At 75.8% G+C, this 18,165-nt stretch carries 16 protein-coding genes and 1 pseudogene; all 17 read right to left on the reverse strand.

Annotated elements, in window-relative coordinates:
* Positions 1–99: 99 nt before the first annotated feature.
* A pseudogene (locus FHX36_RS22755) lies at positions 100–2,232 on the reverse strand (ComEC/Rec2 family competence protein); the annotation flags it as partial.
* A gap of 1 nt (position 2,233) precedes the next feature.
* The gene (locus FHX36_RS22760; protein ID WP_343056585.1) at positions 2,234–2,587 is read right to left on the reverse strand and encodes a ComEA family DNA-binding protein; all 354 of its coding nucleotides are present in this window, start codon (positions 2,585–2,587) and stop codon (positions 2,234–2,236) included.
* Positions 2,527–3,123 carry a hypothetical protein gene (locus FHX36_RS22765; protein ID WP_246405432.1) on the reverse strand — a complete coding sequence of 199 codons (597 nt, stop codon included), beginning with the start codon at positions 3,121–3,123 and terminating at the stop codon, positions 2,527–2,529. Before FHX36_RS22765 ends, FHX36_RS22760 begins: the two co-directional genes overlap by 61 nt.
* Positions 3,124–3,261: 138 nt before the next feature.
* Positions 3,262–4,170 carry a DegV family protein gene (locus FHX36_RS08265; protein WP_110553881.1) on the reverse strand — a complete coding sequence of 303 codons (909 nt, stop codon included), beginning with the start codon at positions 4,168–4,170 and terminating at the stop codon, positions 3,262–3,264.
* Positions 4,157–4,936: a histidine phosphatase family protein gene (locus FHX36_RS08270; RefSeq protein ID WP_110553882.1), complete on the reverse strand. Its 780-nt coding sequence runs from the start codon at positions 4,934–4,936 to the stop codon at positions 4,157–4,159. The genes FHX36_RS08265 and FHX36_RS08270 overlap by 14 nt, the downstream gene beginning before the upstream one ends.
* Entirely contained in the window at positions 4,933–5,412 is a 480-nt protein-coding gene (gene rsfS / locus FHX36_RS08275; RefSeq protein ID WP_110553883.1) for a ribosome silencing factor, read from the reverse strand. The genes FHX36_RS08270 and rsfS overlap by 4 nt, the downstream gene beginning before the upstream one ends.
* Entirely contained in the window at positions 5,409–6,176 is a 768-nt protein-coding gene (nadD, locus tag FHX36_RS08280) for a nicotinate-nucleotide adenylyltransferase (RefSeq protein WP_258373015.1), read from the reverse strand. The genes rsfS and nadD overlap by 4 nt, the downstream gene beginning before the upstream one ends.
* A gap of 306 nt (positions 6,177–6,482) precedes the next feature.
* Positions 6,483–7,928, reverse strand: coding sequence for a vWA domain-containing protein (locus FHX36_RS08285; protein ID WP_183513665.1), 1,446 nt, complete (start codon positions 7,926–7,928; stop codon positions 6,483–6,485).
* On the reverse strand, positions 7,928–8,812 hold the full coding sequence (locus tag FHX36_RS08290) for an AAA family ATPase (protein ID WP_110554078.1): 885 nt from the start codon (positions 8,810–8,812) through the stop codon (positions 7,928–7,930). The genes FHX36_RS08285 and FHX36_RS08290 overlap by 1 nt, the downstream gene beginning before the upstream one ends.
* A gap of 27 nt (positions 8,813–8,839) precedes the next feature.
* On the reverse strand, positions 8,840–10,090 hold the full coding sequence (locus tag FHX36_RS08295; protein ID WP_181428936.1) for a glutamate-5-semialdehyde dehydrogenase: 1,251 nt from the start codon (positions 10,088–10,090) through the stop codon (positions 8,840–8,842).
* Between the two features lie 33 nt (positions 10,091–10,123).
* Positions 10,124–10,720, reverse strand: a complete 597-nt coding sequence (locus FHX36_RS08300) for a GNAT family N-acetyltransferase (protein WP_110554077.1) — start codon at positions 10,718–10,720, stop codon at positions 10,124–10,126.
* A 3-nt stretch (positions 10,721–10,723) separates the two neighbouring features.
* A complete protein-coding gene (gene def, locus FHX36_RS08305; protein ID WP_110554076.1) occupies positions 10,724–11,203 on the reverse strand; it encodes a peptide deformylase in 480 nt (159 codons plus the stop codon).
* A 94-nt stretch (positions 11,204–11,297) separates the two neighbouring features.
* On the reverse strand, positions 11,298–12,419 hold the full coding sequence (gene proB / locus FHX36_RS08310) for a glutamate 5-kinase (RefSeq protein ID WP_183513666.1): 1,122 nt from the start codon (positions 12,417–12,419) through the stop codon (positions 11,298–11,300).
* Positions 12,416–13,903 (reverse strand): GTPase ObgE, encoded by a 1,488-nt coding sequence (gene obgE / locus FHX36_RS08315; RefSeq protein ID WP_110554203.1) that lies wholly within the window; start codon positions 13,901–13,903, stop codon positions 12,416–12,418. Before obgE ends, proB begins: the two co-directional genes overlap by 4 nt.
* Positions 13,904–14,023: 120 nt before the next feature.
* Positions 14,024–14,299 carry a 50S ribosomal protein L27 gene (gene rpmA, locus FHX36_RS08320; protein ID WP_110554204.1) on the reverse strand — a complete coding sequence of 92 codons (276 nt, stop codon included), beginning with the start codon at positions 14,297–14,299 and terminating at the stop codon, positions 14,024–14,026.
* A gap of 7 nt (positions 14,300–14,306) precedes the next feature.
* Positions 14,307–14,618, reverse strand: coding sequence for a 50S ribosomal protein L21 (gene rplU, locus FHX36_RS08325; RefSeq protein ID WP_110554205.1), 312 nt, complete (start codon positions 14,616–14,618; stop codon positions 14,307–14,309).
* Between the two features lie 203 nt (positions 14,619–14,821).
* Positions 14,822–18,130: an Rne/Rng family ribonuclease gene (locus FHX36_RS23840; RefSeq protein WP_343056586.1), complete on the reverse strand. Its 3,309-nt coding sequence runs from the start codon at positions 18,128–18,130 to the stop codon at positions 14,822–14,824.
* Between the last annotated feature and the right edge of the window lie 35 nt (positions 18,131–18,165).

The raw sequence follows: 18,165 nt of genomic DNA on the forward strand, positions 1-18,165 counted from the left end.
CAGCCGGTCGGTGGGGTGCCCGTAGGTGTTGCCGGCGCCGACCGACACCAGCGCCACCGCGGCGCCGCTGGCCGCGATGAACCGGGCGTCGGCGTCGGCGCTGCCGTGGTGGGGCACCTTGAGCACGTCGGCGGACAGGTCGGTGCCGGCGGCGACGATCGCGGCCTCGGCCTCCGCGCCGAGGTCCCCGGTGAGCAGCACCCGCACCCCGCGCTGGGTGGCCCGCAGCACCAGGCTCAGGTCGTTGGGCTCGGCTCCGGCGGTCGCCCGGTCCGGATCGGGGGCGAGGACCTCGAACGCGGCCCCGCCCACGGTCCGGGTCTGGCCGGGCAGCAGCACCTCGTGGACCGCGCCCACGCCGGCCAGCACCCGCTCGAACTCCGGCACCCGCTCGTCGGTCGGTGCCAGCGTCCCGGTCGCGACCACGTCGACCGCACGGCCGGCCAGCGCACCGGCCAGCCCACCCACGTGGTCGGCGTCCAGGTGCGAGACCAGCACGAGCGGCAGGCGCCGGACACCGAGCCGGTCCAGGCAGCCGGCGACGAGGGCACCGTCGGGACCGGCATCGACCAGCACCCCCTCCCCCGGCCCGGTCGGCAGCACCAGCGCGTCACCCTGACCGACGTCGCAGGCGACGATCACGGTGTCCGGGAGCGGCCAGCCCCGGGCGGCCTGCCGGACCGGCCAGCCGATGACGACCACCCCGACCAGCGCCGCGAGCGCCAGCGGGCGCAGCGGTGGCCAGCGGACCAGCGCCCACGCCGCAGCGATCAGCAGCCCCGCGAGCAGCACCGCTCCCCTGGTGCCGGCCGGCCACCCCGTCGCGCCGTCCGGCACCGCCGCCGCGTGCTCGGCCACCACCACCAGCCAGCGCACCGGCCAGCCCGCCACCCAGGTCAGCACGTCGGCTCCCCCGGGCCAGACCGGCTCGGCCAGCGCGGCCAGCAGGCCCAGCACGGTCGCGGGCGCCACCGCCGGGGCGGCCAGCAGGTTGGCCGGCAGCGACACCACGCTGACCACGCCGGACAACGCGGCCACCAGGGGCGCGGTCACCACCCCGGCAGCGCCGCTCACCGCGAGGGCCTCGGCCAGCGGACGCGGCAGCCGGCGCCGCCGCAGCTGCCGGGTCCAGCCGGGAGCCAGGAGCACGATGCCGGCCGTGGCCGCCACCGAGAGCGCGAACCCGGGATCGGTGGCCAGCTCCGGTTCCACCAGCAGCAGGAGCACGATGGCGGCGCACAGCGCCGGCACCGCGGTCCGGGACCGCCCGGTGGCCAGGGCGAGCAGCGCCACCCCGCCCATCACCGCGGCGCGCAGCACGCTGGCGCCCGGCCGGGCCAGCACGACGAAGGCGGCGATCGCCAGCACGGCGACGGCGGCCTGGGCGCGCCGGTCGGCGGCACGGGCCCGCAACGGCCAGAGCACCAGGCCGACCACGATCGCGACGTTGGCGCCGGAGACGGCAGTCAGGTGGGCCAGCCCGGCTCGGCGGAACTCCGCGGTGAGCTGCGCGTCCATCGCGCTGGTGTCGCCGACGACCAGACCGGGGAGCAGCCCCGCTGGCCGGTCCGGCAGCGTCCGGTCCGCCGAGGCAGCGAGCCCGGCCCGCAGGTCCCCCGCTGCCTGCTGGACCCGGCCCGGCCCGCCGACCGCCGCCGGCGGCGACCTGGCCGAGAGCACGGCCAGCACGTGGTCGCCGGGTTCGGCCGCGCGCACCGCAGCCCGCAACCGCACCGACTGCCCGGGCAGCAGACCCGCCCACTCGTCGGCCGGCCCGAACAGCAGCACCGCGTCACCGGCGGTCGGGCGGCCGGCGACCTCGAGGGCGGTGCCGGCCACCAGCACCCGCGGACCGCCTGCGCCGGCGAGGACCCGCGGGTCCTCGTCCAGCTCGACCACCACCTCCGCCACCGCGCCCCGGGCAGCCAGCTCGGGCAACGGCGAGGCCGCTCGCGCCTGGGCGCCGACGGCGGCGACCGCCCCGACGACGGTGAGCGCCGCGAGGCAGCCGACCAGCACGCCGGCGGCCGCGCGTCGCGAGCGCAGCAGCAGCGCTGCACCGCCGGCGGCCGTTCCCGCTCCAGTCCAGAGCAGTCCGGTGGGCAGCGAAGGCGCCAGCAGGGTGGCTGCCCAGACCGTGGCCGCCGGAGGCACCAGCCGCAGGTCCAGCCAGGACCACCGCTCCGTCGCGCGCACCCGCCGCACCGGCGCCCCGGACCGTCGCCCGCCCACCTCAGACCCGCACCCGGTCGACGAGGTCGGCGAAGATCGCCGGGCCGATGCCGCTGACGTCGTCCAGCTGGTCGACGCTGGTGAACGGTCCCTGGGCCGTGCGGTGGTCGACGATCCGTTGGGCGAGCACGGGGCCGATCCCGGGCAGCGCGTCCAGGTCCGCTGCCGCCGCGGTGTTCAGGTCCAGCAGACCTCCGCCGGCTCCGGCCGGGGCGGCTCCGCTGCCCGCCGGCTGGGCCACGCCCGGGACCCCGACCGCGACCTGCTGCCCGTCACCGAGCACCGCCGCGGCGTTCACCGACGCCGGGTCGGCCTCCGGCAGCAACCCGCCGGCCGCGGCCAGCGCGTCGGCCACCCGCGCACCGGCGGGGAGCGTGACCAGCCCGGGGCGGACACCTGACCGACCACGGAGACCACCACGGTGCCGCCGGGTCCCGGTGTCGTGGGCGCCGCGCTGGGGATGGCCGAGCCGGGCTCGGCGGTCCCGCTGGGCACGACGGTGGTGACCGCCGCCGGGACCTGCTCGACGTCGGGCCGGTCCCACCACGTCCAGCCCACCAGTGCCGCTGCCGCCAGCACGGCCACCGCCCAGAGCGCCCACCCGGCCGGGTGGCCGGGGTCGAGCCGGGTGGTGCGGCCGGGTGCCCGGTGCCGGCCGAGGGTGGCCGGCAGCCCGTCCTCCCGCGTGGGGTGCTGCTCCCGCTCGTCGTCCGGGTCGTCGTCCCCGTCGTCGTCCCGGTTGTCGTCCGGGTCGTCGTCCGGGCCGGCCCACGGGTCGGTGGCCGGCTCGTCGTCCTCGGGCACCCAGCCCCGGTCGCGTTGCCCCTCGGCGAGCAGGGCACGCAGCCGGGCTCGGATGACGTCGTCGTCGTCACGGCTGCGGGTTCGCACCCGGCGAACGTTAGGAGCGCCGGGACGTCCCCGGCGACGGCCTCGGCGGACCTGTGGACGGCGTGCTCCGCTGTGGACAGCGGGCAGCGGCCCGGCGCACCTCCGGGTCAGGGTGGCGCGGTGTCCACCCCTCGCAGCTCAGTCCTCGGCGGACTGCCGGTCGGTTCCCTCGCGCGGCGTCGGGTCAACCACCACCCCCACCGCACCGGGGCCGACGTGGGCCCCGACGGCCGCCCCGAGCTCGCTGACGTACAGCTCCTGCAGCCCGGGCAGCCGCGCGGTCAGCTGGTCGGCGAGCCGCTGCGCCCGCTCGGGCGCCGCGAGGTGGTGGACGGCGGCGGAGACCGGCCGGTCGCCGGCGACGTCGGCGGCGCGCTGCACCAGCCGGTTCAGCGCTCGGGCCGAGGTGCGTACCCGCTCCAGCGGCACGACCTGGCCATCGGCGACGTGGAGCACCGGCTTCACCGCCAGGGCGCTGCCCAGCAGCGCCGCGGCAGCGCCGATCCGCCCGCCCCGGCGCAGGTGCTCGAGGGTGTCGACGACGAAGAAGGTGCGGGTGGCCAGCGCGGTCTCCCGGGCGGCCGACGCCACCGCCTCGGCGGTGCCCCCGGCTGCGGCTGCCCGGGCGGCGGCGAGGACGGCGAACCCGGTGCCCATGGCGGCGGACCGGGAGTCCAGCACGGTGACCACGTGCTCCCCCACCTGCCCCGCCGCGACCCGGGCCGCGTCCCAGGTACCGGAGAGCTCACCGGACAAGTGCACCGACACCACCCGGTCGGCGCCCCCGTCGAGCAGCCGGCGGTAGACCGCGACGAAGTCGCCCGGCGTCGGCCGCGAGGTGGAGACGTGCCCGCCGCGGACGCCGAGCGACCTCGCGACCTCCGCCGACGTCACGTCGCTGCCCTCCCGGCCGGAGCGGCCGGCGAGCACCACGTAGAGCGGCACCACCTCGATGCCGAACCGGTCGACGACGTCGGCGGGCAGGTAGGCCGTCGAGTCGGTGACCACCGCGACCGACAGCGGACGGTCGCGCTCAGCCGGCGGCATCGGCGTCCTCGACGGGAGCCGGGGGCGCCTCCTCCGGAGTGGCGCCGGACCGGGGTGCGTCCGGCACGTCGGAGGCCGACGGCCCGGGGAACGGGCCACGGTCACCGGCCGGGCGACGGCCGCCCTCCTGCGGGCCTGCCGCGGGGACCGAGAGGTTGTGCCGCATCAGCCGCCAGCCCGACGCCTGGAACGACAGCTCGCTCCAGTGGCAGTTGCCCAGCGGGCCGAACACGCGGCGGTGCTCCGAGCCGAGACCGAGGAGCGCCTCCAGCAGCCGCCCCGCCGTCCCGCCGTGGGTCACCAGCACCGCGGTCGACGCCGGCGGCAGGTCCGCCACGGCAGCCAGCGCCCGCGCGGCCACGTCGGCCTGCGCCTCGCCGCCACGCCCCGGCACCGGCTGACCGGACACCCACTGCTCGTACTGGTCCGGGTGGCGCTCGGCCACCTCGTCGCGGGTCAGCCCCTCCCAGCTGCCGAGCCCGTGCTCGCGCAGCCGCTCGTCGATGCGCAGTGGCGCGCCCAGCAGCGGCGCCAGGGCCTGCGCCGTGTCCACCGCCCGCTGCAGGTCGCTGGAGACCAGGACCGTGTCCTCGTTGCGCAACGCGGCGGCCAGGAACGGGGCGGTGCGGGCGGCCTGGGCCCGGCCCTCGTCGTCCAGCGGCGGGTCGAGCTGGCCCTGGAACCGCCCGGTCGCGTTCCACTCGGTGCGCCCGTGCCGCCAGACCAGCAGGCGGCGCACCGGCGGGGCCACCGGGCCCGCGGTCACCGGTCGGTCTCGCCCGGCTCCGCGTCCACCGGGTCGGTCGCCGTCTCGCCGGCCGGGCTGCCGTCGGTGTCGTCCGCGGTGCCGGCGGTGGGGGTCGCTGCGGCGGTGGGCGGCAGCGCCCGGTCGGTGAAGGGGATCACCGGGCAGTCCTTCCACAGCCGCTCGAGGGCGTAGTAGGCGCGCTCCTCGGCGTGCTGGACGTGGACGACCACGTCGACGAAGTCCAGCAGCACCCAGCGGCCCTCGGCGACGCCCTCGCGGCGCACCGGCTTGATGCCGTGCTCGCGCAGCCGTTCCTCGACCTCGTCGACGATCGACTGCACCTGGCGCTCGTTGGGTGCCGACGTCAGGACGAAGGCGTCGGTGATCGCCAGCCGGTCGCTGACGTCGACGATGGACACGTCGGTGGCGAGCTTGTCGGCTGCGGCCTGCGCTGCGATCAGCGCGGTCTCACGTGCCTCGGCCGAGGCGGTCATCGGGGGATCTCCTGCAGGTCGGGGGACGTGCCGTCCCCGGGGGCTGGGTCGTCGGGCAGCGAGGGCCGGACCGGGCTCGGCGAGTCCGGACCGGCCGCGGCCGGGTGGTGGTCGGCAGCTGGTCCGTCGCGGAACCGCAGCGCGGTCCCGGGGAGCACCTCGCCCGGGCGGACGGGGTCGCCGTGGTAGAGGCCGCGCTTCTCGATGTACTGCACGACACCGTCGGGCACCAGGTACCAGACGGGCATGCCGCGCCGCACCCGGTCGCGGCAGTCGGTGGAGCTGATCGCCAGCGCCGGCACCTCGACCAGGCTGACCGCGCCCTGCGGCAGGTCCGCGTCGGCCAGCTGGTACCCCGGCCGCGTGACGCCGACGAAGTGGGCGAGGTGGAAGAGCTTGTCCGTCTCGCGCCAGCCCACGATCTGGGCCAGGGCGTCGGCGCCGGTGATGAAGAACAGCTCCGCGTCCGGGTGCTCGCGGCGCAGGTCCGTGAGGGTGTCGATGGTGTAGGTCGGGCCGCCGCGGTCGACGTCGACCCGGCTCACCGAGAACCGCGGGTTCGAGGCGGTCGCGATGACCGTCATGAGGTAGCGGTCCTCGGCGGGGCTGACCCCGCGCTCGGACTTCTGCCACGGCTGGCCGGTCGGCACGAACACGACCTCGTCCAGCCCGAAGAGCCCGGCGACCTCGCTGGCGGCCACCAGGTGGCCATGGTGGACGGGGTCGAAGGTCCCGCCCATCACCCCGAGTCGACGTGCTGCCACCGAGCGAGCCTAGCCCCGGCGCCGTCGGAGCCGGTCGGCGGACCGACCAGCCCCGACGAGCGGGGGCCCCGGGGTCGGACGGCCGGAGGTCGCCACGACCCCCGTCCAGCGACCGGCCCCCCCGTGCAGCCGGTCGCTGGCGGCACCCCCTGGCACGCCCCGGAGGGCCTCACCACGGGCTGCAGTGCCGCCGCCGCACGCTGGTCAACGGGACGATGCCGTTTCGGTTACGGGGTGGACGCGGCCAATCGCGATGGCATCGATCCCACGGGCGTGTCGGCCCTGGCGAGCCGCCGGGCGGCCGGCTCAGAGCGTGGTGACGAAGTCGCCCAGCTGCGCGGCGGTGCGCACCTCCACCATCGGGATGACCTCCCGGTAGCGGTCGGCCGCCGAGTCACCGGTCCCCCACAGCCGGCGGGGCTCGGGGTTCAGCCAGTGCGCCGACCGGGAGCGCCGCACCAGGTCGGCGAGGGTGGGCAGGCCCGGGTGCCGGTAGTTGGTCCGGCCGTCGCCCAGCACCAGCAGGGAGGTCTTCGGCCCGACCGCCGCTGGCCACTTCTCCGCGAACACCTCGAAGGCGTTCCCGTAGTCGCTGTGCCCGTCGAAGCTGACCACGTCGGCCTCGCGGCCGATCCGCGCGATCGCGTCCACGACGTCGGCCCCCGGGGTGAAGAACCGGGTCACCTCGTCGGTCGAGTCGACGAAGGCGAACGCCCGGACACCGCTGAAGTGCTCGCGCAACGCCTGGGTGAGCATCAGCGTGAAGTGGCTGAACCCGGCCACCGACCCGCTCACGTCGCAGAGCACGACCAACTCCGGCTTGTGCACCGCCCGCGGGCGGTGGTGGGTCACCAGCGGCATGCCGCCGGTGGCCAGCGAGGCGCGCACGGTCCGCCGGAAGTCCAGCCGGCCCTCCCGGCCCAGTCGCCGGCGGGCCGACAGCTTGGCGGCGAGCCGCCGGGCCAGCGGCGCCACGGTGCGGCGCAGCTCGGCCAGGTCCGACTGCTGGGCGCGCAGGAAGTCGACCTGGTCGGCCAGCGGGCGGACGGCGTTGCGGGCGACCTTGTCCCGGCCCTTCTCCGCGGCGGTCCGCCGGCGCACCTCGGCCTCGACGGCCGTCCGGAACGCGGAGATCCGCTCCCGGGCGGTCTGCCGGGCCACCTGCTCGGCCAGCCCCCCGCGCTCACCGTCGCCGAGCAGTCCGGCGAGCAGCTGGGCGACCAGGGTGTCCGGCGAGAGCGCCCGCAGCACGCGGTAGCTGAAGAAGGACTGCCCCGAGGGCGAGGGAGCGCCGGCGCCGAGCTGGTCGACGGCCAGCCGGGCGAAGCGGCGCAGCGCCTCCTCGTCGCCCTCGGTCAGCAGCCGCAGCAGCTCCGCCCGCAGGGCCTCGGCCAGGGCGCCGGGGTCACCGACCGGCAGCGGCCCGTCGGCCGGGCGCTCGCCGTCCTCGTCGCCGTCCTCGGCCGGGCCCCCGGCTGCGGGCACCGGCCGGTCGGTGAGCGGCCACCACAGGTCGAACAGCACGTCGTACGCCGGCCGCTGGGCGGCCCGGCGCAGCAGCACCGCGGCCAGCCCGTGCCGCAGCTGCTCCCGGTCGAGCAGGTCGACGACGGTGAGCACCTCCGCCGCGTCGACGGCCTGGCTGATCCCCACCGGCACCCCGGCCTCGCGCACCGCCCGGACGAAGCCGTCCAGGTGCCCGGCGAGCCCGCCGGGCTCGACCGCCGAGAGCGGGCCGGCCGGTGAGGTCATCAGTTCAGCCGGAGCTCGGCGGCGGCCCGGACCTGGTCGCTGGCGTGCTTGAGCACCACGCCCAGCGTCGAGCGCATCGCGGACTCGTCCAGGGTGTCCAGCCCGAGCGCCAGCAGGGTCTGCGCCCAGTCCAGCGTCTCGGAGATCGACGGCGCCTTCTTCAGCTCCAGCGCCCGCAGCGCCCGCACCGTGCGCACCAGCTGGTCGGCCAGCCCCGGGGCGAGCTCAGGCACCCGAGACAGCACGATCTCCCGCTCCCGCTCCGCGCTGGGGTAGTCCAGCGCCAGGTACAGGCAGCGCCGCTTCAGCGCCTCGGACAGCTCGCGGGTGGCGTTGGAGGTGAGCACCACCATCGGTCGGCGGACCGCGGTGATCGTGCCCAGCTCGGGGATCGTCACCTGGAAGTCGCTGAGCACCTCCAGCAGCAGACCCTCGACCTCGACGTCGGCCTTGTCGGTCTCGTCGATGAGCAGCACGGTGGGCTCGGTGCGCCGGATGGCGGTGAGCAGCGGCCGGGCGAGCAGGAACTCCTCACCGAAGACGTCGTCGTGCACGGTGTCCCAGTCGGCACCGCCGGACCCGGCCGCGGAGATCCGGAGCAGCTGCTTCTTGTAGTTCCACTCGTACAGCGCGCGGGCCTCGTCCAGCCCCTCGTAGCACTGCAGCCGGATGAGCTCCGCGCCCGTCGCCGCGGCCATCGCCTTCGCCAGCTCGGTCTTGCCCACCCCGGCCGGCCCCTCGACCAGCAGCGGCTTGCCCAGCCGGTCGGCGAGGAAGACCGTCGTCGCGATCTGGTGGTCGGGCAGGTACCCCGCGGCCGACAGCCGCGTCGTCACGTCCGCCACGTCGGCGAACTGGGCGGCGTGGGTGGGCGTGCGGGACATGCGGCTCCTCCGTCGGTGCGGCAGGCGTCAGCGGGTGTGGCCGGCCCCGGTGACGACGTAGGTGGTCGAGGTCAGCTCGGGCAGGCCCAGCGGACCACGGGCGTGCAGCTTCTGGGTGGAGATGCCGATCTCGGCGCCGAACCCGAACTCGCCGCCGTCGGTGAACCGCGTCGAGGCGTTGACCAGCACCGCCGCGGCGTCGACCCCGGCCGTGAAGTCGCTGATCGCCCGCGCGGAGTCGGCCACGATCGCCTCGCTGTGCCCGGTGCCCCAGCGGGCGATGTGGTCCAGCGCCTGCGGCAGGTCGTCGACCACACGCACGGCCATGTCCATCGACAGGTACTCCGTGGCCCAGTCCTCGTCGGTCGCCGGGACGACACCGTCGTGCGCGGCCCGGGCGGCGCCGTCGCCGTGCAGGGTCACCCCCGACTCGGCCAGCGCAGACAGCAGCCGCGGCAGGAACGGGACGTCGCGGTGCACCAGCAGCGTCTCGGCGGAGTTGCAGACGCTCACCCGCGAGGTCTTGGCGTTGACCACGATCGCCTCGGCCACCGCCGGGTCGGCCGAGGCGTCCACGTACACGTGGCAGTTGCCCACCCCGGTCTCGATCACCGGGACCGTCGACTCCTCGACGACGCGGGCGATCAGCGACGCGCCTCCGCGCGGGATCACCACGTCGACCAGCCCGCGGGCGTGCAGCAGCTCGCCCACCGACGCCCGGTCGGCGGGCAGCAGCGCGATCGACCCGGCCGGCAGCCCGGCCTTCTCCGCGGCCTCGGTGAGCACGGCGACCAGGGCGGTGTTGGTGCGGTGCGCCGAGGCCGAGCCCCGCAGCAGTGCGGCGTTGCCGCTCTTGAGGCACAGACCGGCGGCGTCGACGGTGACGTTCGGCCGGGCCTCGTAGACGATCCCGACCACACCCAGCGGCACTCGGACCTGCCGCAGCTGCAGGCCGTTGGCCAGCGTCGAGCCGCGGACGACGTCGCCCACCGGGTCGGGCAGCGAGACGAGGTCGCGCAGCGCGTCGGCGACCCCGGCCAGCCGTGCGCGGTCCAGCCGGAGCCGGTCCAGCAGCGAGTCCGGTGTGCCCTCCGCGGCGGCGGCCTCGACGTCGGCGGCGTTGGCGGCGAGCACCTCGTCGGCCCGCTCGAGCAGCGCCTCGGCCATCGCGGCGAGCGCGGCGTCCTTGGTCTCGGTGGGCAGGGTGCGCAGCACGCGGGCGGCCTCGCGGGCGCGCGTCGCGGCGGCTCCGATCAGCGGGAGGTCAGCGGCGGACACGCATCGAGGCTACGCGGCAGCCGGCCCCGGGCATCAGCCCGAGTGCCGGGCCAGGCGGTGCTGCAGCCGGTTGCGCACCGCCGGCCACTCGGCGTCGGTGATGGAGAAGACGACGGTGTCCCGCAGCGACCCGTCGGGCTGGCGGCGGTGGTTGCGCAGCACGCCGTCCTGCTTGGCGCCGAGCGCGGCGATCGCGGTGCGCGACTGGGTGTTGTGCCAGTGCGTGCGGAACTCGACCGCCAGGCAGCCGAGCACGTCGAAGGCGTGCCCGAGCAGCAGCAGCTTGCTCTCGGTGTTGACCCCGGAGCGCTGCGCCGAGGCGGCGGTCCAGGTGTAGCCGATCTCCAGCCGCGGGGTCTCGGCGTCGACGTTGCAGTAGGTGGTCACGCCGACGACCGCGCCGGTGTCGTTGCGCCGCACGGTGAACGGCAGCATCGTGCCGGCGTCGCGCTGGGCGAGCTTGGCCTCGACGTCGGCCGCCATGCCCTCCCGGGTGGGCACCGAGGTGTACCAGAGCTCCCACAACCGGCCGTCCGACGCCGCGGTGGCCAGCGCGCCGGCGTGCTCGCGGCGCAGCGGCTCCAGCGTCACCACCTCACCGGCCAGCGTGACCGGCTGCAGGAACGCCACGGCTCAGCTCCGCAGCGCGCGGAGGACGCTCTTGCGCGCCTCGCCGGTGAGCCGGTCGACGAAGAGCTTGCCGTCGAGGTGGTCGACCTCGTGCTGCAGGCAGCGGGCCAGCAGACCGCTGCCCTCGATCCGCAGCGGCTCGCCGTGCACGTCGAAGCCCTCGGCCACGCAGTGCATCGCGCGCACGGTCGGCGCGTAGATGTTCGGGATGGACAGGCAGCCCTCGTCGCCGTCCTGGGTCTCCTCGGACCGCTCGGTGATCGACGGGTTCACCAGGTGCCCGATGACCCCGTCGACGTTGTAGGAGAAGACCCGCAGGCCGACGCCGATCTGGGTGGCGGCGACCCCGGCGCGGCCGGGGTGGTCGACGGTCTCCTCCAGGTCGCGGACGAGAGCGGCGAGGTCCTTGTCGAAGGCGCGGATCGGATCGGCCGGCGTGCGCAGCACCGGGTCCCCGATCTCGCGGATGGGTCGCACAGTCACCGCGACAGTCTCTCAGCCGACCAGCACGCCGGTCGGCATCCACCCCCGGTCCGCTCCTCGCTCGCCGGCGCTCGCTGCGATGCTCCCGACGGTGTCAGCCGACGACGCGGCGCCCGACGAGCACCATCTCGTCGCGGTGCACCACCTCGCGGCGGTGCTCGGGGTCGAGGTCGGCGGTCTTGCGGCCCAGCAGGTCCGGCAGCTCGCGCGCGTCGTAGGCGACCAGGCCGCGGGCCACCACGGCGCCGTCCGGGCCGACCAGCTCGACCGGGTCGTCGGCGAGGAACTCCCCCGTCACCCCGGTGACCCCGGCGGCCAGCAGCGAGGCGTGCCGCTCGCGGACCGCGCGCACCGCGCCCTCGTCCAGCAGCAGCCGGCCGCGCGGCCGGCTGGCGTACCGCAGCCAGAACTGCCGGGCCGACGGCCGCCGCCCGGTCGGCGCGAAGAGCGTGCCGACCCGCTCGCCGGCCAGCGCCGCCGCGGCCTGCGCGGTCGACGTGACGACCACCGGCACCCCGGCGGCCGAGGCGATGAACGCCGCCTCGACCTTGGTGGCCATGCCGCCGGTGCCCACGCCGTTGCGGCTGGCCGAGCCCAGGGTCACCGCGGCGAGGTCCTCGGGCCCGTGCACGGTGTCCACCAGCTGGGCCGGTCCGCTGCGCGGGTCGCCGTCGTAGACGCCGTCGACGTCGGAGAGGAGCACCAGCGCGTCGGCGACGGCCACGTGCGCCACCAGTGCCGCCAGCCGGTCGTTGTCGCCGAAGCGGATCTCCTCGGTGGCCACGGTGTCGTTCTCGTTGACGATCGGGAGCACGCCCAGGGCCAGCAGCCGCTCGATCGTCTGCTGCGCGTTGCGGTAGTGGCTGCGCCGGGTGAGGTCGTCGGCGGTGAGCAGCACCTGGCCGACGGTCACCCCGTGCCCGGCGAAGGCGTCGGCGTAGGTCTGCACCAGCCGCAGCTGCCCGACGCTGGCCGCGGCCTGGGCGGTGGCCAGGTCGCGCGGGCGGCCGGTCAGCGACAGCGGGGCCAGCCCGGCCGCGATCGCCCCGGAGGAGACCAGCACGACCTGCCGGCCGGCGGCCCGCAGCGCACCGAGGACGTCGACCAGCGCGCGCAGCCGGTCGACGTCCAGCCCGCCGGGCAGGGTCGTCAGCGACGACGACCCGACCTTGACCACCACCCGCTGCGCGGAGGCGATCTCCCCGCGCCCGCTCACCGTTCGGGCGTGCCGTCGATGAGGTCGGCGTCGATCCAGCCGTCCTCGGCCACCTCGTAGGGCAGCCGGCGGGCCTTCTTGGCCGCCAGCCGCTCGTCGGCGGAGAGCCGGTTGTTGTTCTCCAGCCGGGTGTCGGTGCCGCGGCCACCGAGGCCCGCGGTCTCCTCGACGGTGAGCGTGCCGGCCGGCAGCGTCGGCTCCCAGTCGAAGGTGACGTCGCCGACGGTGATCGCGTCGCCCGGCACGGCGCCGGCCTTGGCCAGCCCCTCCTCGACGCCGAGCCGGTTGAGCCGGTCGGCGAGGTAGCCCACGGCCTCGTCGTTGTTGAAGTCGGTCTGCCGGATCCACCGCTCGGGCCGGGTGCCGCGGACCAGCCAGCCGCCGGTGCGCGGGTCGGGCTCGACGGTGAAGCCGTCGTCGTTGGCCGCGCGCGGGGTGAGGGTGATCCGCACCGGCTCCACCTCGGGCATCGAGGCCCGGTACTGCTCGACCTCGCGGGCCAGCGCGAAGCCCAGCTGGTCCAGCCCCTCGTGGGTGGCCACGCTGACCGGGAAGACCTGCAGCCCGCGCGCCTCCAGGGTCTCGCGCACCAGGTCGACCAGCTCGCGGCCGTCCGGGACGTCGATCTTGTTGAGCACGGCGATCCGCAACCGGCTCACCAGGTCCAGCTCGTCGCCGCCGTACTCGCGCAGCTCGTGCTCGAGCGCCACGATGTCGCTCTCCGGGTCGCGCCCGGGCTCCATCGTCGCCATGTCGACCACGTGCACGAGCACGGCGCAGCGCTCGACGTGCCGCAGGAACTGCAGCCCGAGTCCCTTGCCGGTGGACGCGCCGGGGATCAGCCCGGGGACGTCGGCCATCGTGTACGTGACGTCGCCGGAGCGGACCACGCCCAGCTGCGGCACCAGCGTGGTGAACGGGTAGTCGGCGATCTTCGGCCGGGCCGCCGACATCGCCGCGACCAGCGAGGACTTGCCCGCTGAGGGGTACCCGACCAGGCCGACGTCGGCGATGCTCTTCAGCTCGAGGACGGCGTCCACCGACTCGCCGGGTTCACCGAGCAGCGCGAAGCCGGGGGCCTTGCGGCGGGCGTTGGCCAGCGCGGCGTTGCCGAGCCCGCCCTTGCCGCCGTGGGCGAGGACGAGGCGGGTGCCGGCGCCCATCAGGTCGGCGACGACCTCGCCGCCGACGGAGACGACGGTGCCCGGGGGGACGCGGAGCACCCGGTCCTCGCCGCGGCCACCGTTCTTGTAGTCCCCGGCCGCCTGCTTGCCGTTGCCGGCCTTCTGGTGCGGGGAGTGGTGGAAGTCGAGCAGGGTGTGCACGTTCGGGTCGACCTCGAGGACGACGTCGCCGCCGTCACCGCCGTTGCCCCCGTCGGGGCCACCCAGCGGCTTGAACTTCTCGCGGTGGACCGAGCTGACCCCGTGTGACCCGTTGCCCGCGGTCACGTGCACCGTGACGCGGTCGACGAAAGCGGCCATGATCGCCGCCTCTCTGCGCTACGGCCGAACTGGTGAATGGGAAACGGGTGGCGGCGCCAGATCGGCGCCGCCACCCGTCGAAGTTGCTGTTCTCCTCAGCCCTCGTCGGGCCGGAGAGCCTTACGCGGAGACGGTCTCGCGGGCCGGGACGGCCGAGATCGCGACCTCGCGGCGTCCGCGGCGGAACCCGAAGGTCACCGCACCCGGGACGAGCGCGAACAGCGTGTCGTCCTTGCCGCGGCCGACGCCGAGACCCGGGTGGAAGTGGGTGCCGCGCTGGCGGACGATGATCTCGCCCGCCTTGACGACCTGGCCGCCGAAGCGCTTCACGCCGAGGCGCTGGGCGTTCGAGTCGCGACCGTTGCGGGACGACGATGCGCCCTTCTTGTGTGCCATGTCGTCGTCAGCCCTTCGTGATGTCGCGGACCACGACGCTGGTCAGGGGCTGACGGTGCCCCTGCCGCTTGTGGTAGCCCGTCTTGTTCTTGAACTTGTGGATGTGGATCTTCGGGCCCTTGCCGTGCTCGACGATCTCGCCGGTCACGGTCACGGCCGCGAGCGCCTGCGCGTCGGTGGTGACGGTGTCGCCGTCGACCAGCAGGATTGCCGGGAGGGTGACGGTGTCACCGGCCTCCCCGCTCAGGCGGTTGATGGTGAACGTGTCACCGACACCCACCTTGTGCTGCGTTCCACCGGCCTTGACGACTGCGTACACCACTGACTCCTCGATCGGTCTCTACAGATCCAGCACTGTGTCCTGCGCACATCCCGGCGCGCGGCCGAGTGCTGGACGGGTTGCCTGCCGACGTGACGCACCACCTGGTGGCCTGTCGTTGCGCAGCAACCCGTCCAGCGTACCCGAGCCCGGAGGCCGGGGTCGAACCGCGTGCGGACGGCGCGGTCCGCGCCGTCCTCCTGCTACTGGGCCGGGGGCCCCGCCGGGCGGGACGCCGCCCGGCGACGCCGGGGACGGGCCACCGGAGGGGCGTCCTCGGCGACCGGCTCGGCGACCGGCTGCGGCGCGACGACCACGGCCGGCGCGGGCTGCGGGTCGGCGACCGACGGCTGCTCGACGACGGGCAGGTCCTCGGCGACGGCCGGCTCCACCGGCGCCTCGACGACCGGCTCGACCACCTCGGCGGCCGGCTCGACCGCCTCGACGACCGGCTCCGCCGCATCGACGACCGGGGACTCGGCGAGGTCGCCGGGCGTCCCGGCGATCTCCGCGGCCAGCAGCGTGTCGGGCGTCGGCCGCTCGACCGGCTCCTCGACGGCCGCGGCCGCGACGGGCGCGGTCTCGACCGGAGCGGTGTCGACGGTCGGGTCCTGGAGCGCGGCCGGCTCCTCGGCGACGACGACGGCGGTCTCGCCCGCGGGCAGCACCTCGTCGTCGGCGGCGTCGGTGCCGGCCTCCTCGTCCCGGCCGGCGGCGAGCACCGCGGCGTCCTCGGCGGCCCGCGCCTCACCGGACTGACCGCGACCGCGGCGTCCCCGGCTGCGGCGGCCGCTGCGGCCCTCCCCCGCGGCCGGCTCCGGCGTCTCGGCGCTCTCGCCGGTCTCCGGCTCCTCGACCGTGGCCTCGGTGGCCTCCACGGCGTCCCGGCGCGGCTGGTCGCCGCGGCCGTTGCCGGCGTCCCGGCCACCGTTGTCCTTGCCGCCGTTGTCCTTGCCACCGCCCGAGTCGGCACCGCGGTTGCGTCCGCCGCCGTTGCCGCCGCCGGAGTTGCCCCCGCCGCCGTTGCCACCGGCGCCGCCGTTGCGCTTCTTGTCGTCCACCGGGTCCAGGTGCACCAGCACGCCGCGGCCGCGGCAGTGCTCGCACGGCTCGGAGAAGACCTCGAGCAGGCCCTGGCCGACCCGCTTGCGGGTCATCTGCACCAGGCCCAGCGAGGTGACCTCGGCGACCTGGTGCTTGGTGCGGTCGCGGCCCAGGCACTCGGTGAGCCGGCGCAGCACGAGGTCGCGGTTGCTCTCCAGGACCATGTCGATGAAGTCGATGACGATGATCCCGCCGATGTCGCGCAGCCGGAGCTGGCGGACGATCTCCTCGGCGGCCTCGATGTTGTTGCGGGTGACGGTCTGCTCGAGGTTGCCGCCGGACCCGACGAACTTGCCGGTGTTGACGTCGACGACCGTCATCGCCTCGGTGCGGTCGATGACCAGCGAGCCACCGGAGGGCAGCCAGACCTTGCGGTCCAGGGCCTTCATCAGCTGCTCGTCGATGCGCAGGTCGCGGAAGACGTCGCCGGTGCCGGCGTAGCGCTGCAGCCGCTCGGACAGCTCCGGGGAGACGTGCGCGACGTAGGCCTCGACGGTGTCCCAGGCGTCGTCGCCCTGCACGACCAGCCGCTTGAAGTCCTCGTTGAAGACGTCGCGGATCACCCGGATCGCCAGGTCGGGCTCGCCGTAGAGCAGCGTCGGGGCAGATGAGGTCGAGGAGGCCTTGGTCTGGATGACCTCCCACTGCGCCTGCAGCCGGGCGACGTCGCGGGTGAGCTCCTCCTCCGAGGCGCCCTCCGCGGCCGTGCGGATGATGACGCCGGCGTCCTCGGGGACGATCTTCTTGAGGATGTCCTTGAGCCGCTGGCGCTCCTTGTCCGGGAGCTTGCGGCTGATGCCGGTCATCGAGCCACCGGGCACGTAGACCAGGAACCGGCCGGGCAGGTTCACCTGCTGGGTCAGCCGGGCGCCCTTGTGGCCGATCGGGTCCTTGGTCACCTGGACCAGGACCTTGTCGCCGGACTTCAGCGCGGTCTCGATCGAGCGGGACTTGCCGGACAGCCCGGCGGCGTCCCAGTTGACCTCGCCGGCGTACAGGACGGCGTTGCGGCCCTTGCCGATGTCGACGAACGCCGCCTCCATGCTCGGCAGCACGTTCTGCACGCGGCCGAGGTAGACGTTGCCGGCGAAGGACGTGGCCTGGGCCTGGGTGACGTAGTGCTCGACCAGGACGTCGTCCTCGAGGACGGCGATCTGGGTGCGCTCGCCCTGCTGGCGGATGACCATGGCGCGGTCGACGGCCTCGCGGCGGGCCAGGAACTCCGACTCGGACAGGATCGGGGCGCGCTTGCGGCCGCCGTCCCGGCCCTCGCGGCGGCGCTGGCGCTTGGCCTCCAGCCGGGTCGACCCGGCCACGCCGCGGACGTCGTCGTCGCTGGAGGTGCGGCCGTTGCGGCCGGCGCGCTCGGGGCGGTCGTCGTCGTCGGCGGTCTCCTCGGCACCACCCTCGGCGCTGCTCCCCCGGCGACGGCGGCGGCGACGCCGGCGGGTGCTCGAGCCCGCGCCACCCTCGGCGGTGTCGTCGTCCTCGTCGTCGTCGCTCTCGGCACCCTCGGCGGCGGAGGTCTCCTCGGCGTCCTCGGCGGCGTCCGGACCGGCGCCGGCCGGGACGTCGGTCTCGTCGTCGCCCTCGACGTCGCCGGAGTCCTCACCGGTGCGGCCACGGCCGCGACCGCGACGGCCCCGGCGGCGGCGACGGCTGCCGGAGGCACCGCCGTCCTCGCCGTCCCGGTCGTCGGCGTCGTCCAGGTCGCGGTCGGCGTCGCGGTCGGCGTCCCGGTCGGCGTCGCGGTCGTCAACGTCGGTGGCCCCGACCTCCTCGACCTCGTCGACCTCGACCGGCTCGACGGGGGCCTCCACCACGTCCCGGCGGCGGCCGCGGTTGCGGCCGCGCGGCGGGGCCGGCTCGTCGACCTGCTCGACCTCGGCGGCCGGGCTCTCGTCGAGCTCGACCGGGGACTCGGCGGGGCGGCGGCTGCGCCGGCGCGGCGGGGGCGCGGCGTCGGGCTCGGGGGCCACGAACGACACGAAGGCGGGGACGACCGGGGCCACCGGGGCGGGGGCCGGGGCGACCGACTCGGGGTCGGCCGGCAGCGCGGGCCGGGTCGCCCGGCGGCGCGGCCGGGCGGTCACGGCGGTGGGCTCGGGCGAGCTGAACTGCGCACCGAAGCGGGGCAGCTCGGTGTCGGTGTCGGGCATGGGGGTCGGCGCCGGGTTCTCCAGGACGACCGCCTCGTCCTCGGCCTCGCCGTCGGCCTCCTCGTCGTCCTCGGGGGTCACCGGGCCGGCCGGGACGACGTCCTCGTCGTCCGCGGTGGCGTCGATCGCCGGGTCCGGCTCGCCGGCCGGGGCCGTGCCGGGCTGCTCGTCGGGAGCCGCGGCCCCCTCGGGCGGGGTGCCGTCCACCGTGGTGTCGGCGCTGGTGTCGCTGTCGATGCGGTCGGCCACGAAGGGCTCGCCTCCTGTGCGTCCCCGGGCGCCGA

This window comes from Modestobacter versicolor (genome assembly GCF_014195485.1).
GTDB lineage: Bacteria > Actinomycetota > Actinomycetes > Mycobacteriales > Geodermatophilaceae > Modestobacter > Modestobacter versicolor.